General features: G+C 51.1%; 1 protein-coding gene. It reads right to left on the bottom strand.

Annotation, left to right across the window (positions count from 1 at the left end):
* Positions 1–91 precede the first annotated feature (91 nt).
* The coding region (locus A3750_RS00665; RefSeq protein ID WP_255374855.1) for a glutamate ligase domain-containing protein at positions 92–754 on the bottom strand (663 nt) is incomplete at its 5' end.

The following is a 754-nucleotide window of genomic DNA, read 5'->3' as shown; positions in this document are numbered from 1 at the left end:
TTCAGCGAAACCTCTCGTTCGGCGGAACATCCACCGCATACAACGGCAATTTTGCCCAACGCTTCAATTAGTGTTCGATCGGCTTGATAGCTCATCCGCCCTCCAATTCTGAAAGGTGGTTCGCCAATTCAAGACTGAGCTGGCCAACGTTACCAGCGCCTTGCGTAACGACGATGTCGTTATCACCCACGAGGTTGACTAACACTTCTTGTAGCTCAGTCGCATCTTCAATAAAAACGGGATCGAGACCTGTTCGCTGACGGATACTTCGACAGAGACTCCTGCTGTCCGCGCCCGGGATATGCTTTTCACCGGCGGAGTACACATCCAGCATGATCAACACATCCACCTCAGACAAAACACGTACGAAATCTTCATAAAGGTCGCTCGTGCGGCTGTATCTGTGTGGCTGAAAGACCATCACCAAACGCTTTTCAGGCCATCCATCGCGAATCGCCTTGATCGTTACACCCACTTCGCTCGGATGATGTCCATAATCATCAACGAGCATCACCTGACAACCATCGAACCGATAGTCACCTTGTATCTGAAAACGACGCCCAACACCTTGAAAGCCAGACAACGCGGATCTAATCGCATCATCATTGACCCCCTCATCGGTTGCCACCGCAATTGCAGCAAGGGCATTAAGCACATTGTGCTCGCCCGGCATATGCAGCTCGACATCAAGCTCTGGACGATCTCCCGGTCGAATCACGGTAAATGACGTGGTCATTCCATGCTGCTTTACATT

It is taken from the genome of Oleiphilus sp. HI0079 (assembly GCF_001635105.1).
The sequence above is the reverse complement of the archived record's forward strand: the minus strand, read 5'-3'. Positions and strand labels throughout refer to the sequence as shown.